1 protein-coding gene is annotated in these 1,042 nt (G+C 75.5%); it reads right to left on the bottom strand.

The window, feature by feature from the left end; translation table 11 throughout:
• On the bottom strand, window positions 1–1,042 hold a 1,042-nt coding region (locus tag ABZW30_RS47085; RefSeq protein ID WP_355677508.1), incomplete at both ends, for an ATP-binding cassette domain-containing protein.

Here is a 1,042-nt window from a genome sequence, read left to right as displayed (position 1 = left end):
GGTGCCGAGGTCGAGGACGGTGTCGGTGTGGCGGTGGATCAGCGGCAGGTCGTGGCTGATCAGGACGAGGGTGAGGCCGTGGTCGGCGCGCAGCCGTTGGAGGAGGGTCATGATCCCGGCGGCGGTGTCGGTGTCGAGGGCGGAGGTGATCTCGTCGCAGAGCAGGATGTCGGGTTCGGCGGCGAGTGCGCGGGCGATGGCGACGCGTTGGCGCTGGCCGCCGGACAGTTCGTGGGGGCGGTGGGCCGCGAGGTCGGTGGGCAGGTCGACGGCGGTGAGGAGGGCGGCGACGAGGGCTGGGCACTGGTCGTGCGGGGTGGCGTGGTGGAGCCGCAGCGGCCGGGTGAGGGTGGCGGCGATGGTGTGGGCGGGGTTGAGGGCGCCGAGTGGGTTCTGCGGGACGAGCTGGATGCGGCGGCGCTGGTTGCGGGTGCGGGCGTGGTGGGAGCCGCCGAGCGGCGTGCCGTCGAGGCTGAGGGTGCCGCTGGTGGGCGGGTGGAGGCCGGCGAGGACGCGGATGAGGGTGGTCTTGCCGGAGCCGGAGGGCCCGATGATGCCGGTGCTGCTGCCCGGTCGGAGGTGGAGGTCGAGGCCGGTCAGGATCTGGCGGCGGTGACGGCCCCGGCCTGCGTGGGCGTGGATGCCGGTGGCGTCGAGTCCGCGCCGGTCGCCGCTGGCCGTGGCCGACGGGGTGGGGCGGTCGGCCGCGGCAGGCCGTGTGGTGGTGTCGGAGGTGTGCCGGGTGCGGGCGGGGGTGAGGGTGAGGACGTCGTCGGCGCAGCGTTCGACGAAGGCCGGGTCGTGGCTGGAGAGGGCGATGGCGATGCCGTGCCGTCGGGCGAGGTCGCGCAGCAGGTCGGCGATGTCGTCGCGCAGGGCGGGGTCGAGGCCGGCGGTGGGTTCGTCCAGGAGGAGCAGGCGGGGGCGGCGGGCGAGGGCGCGGGCGAGGGCGACGCGGCGTTGCTGGCCGCCGGACAGGGAGGTGGGGCGGCGGCGTTGGAGGTCCTGGTCGGTGGGGAGCCTGACCTGGGTGAGTAGTTCG

The sequence above is a fragment of the Kitasatospora sp. NPDC004669 genome, assembly GCF_040609455.1.
Taxonomy (GTDB): Bacteria; Actinomycetota; Actinomycetes; order Streptomycetales; family Streptomycetaceae; genus Kitasatospora.
Note: the sequence above shows the minus strand (reverse complement) of the source record. Positions and strands in the feature narration are given on the sequence as shown.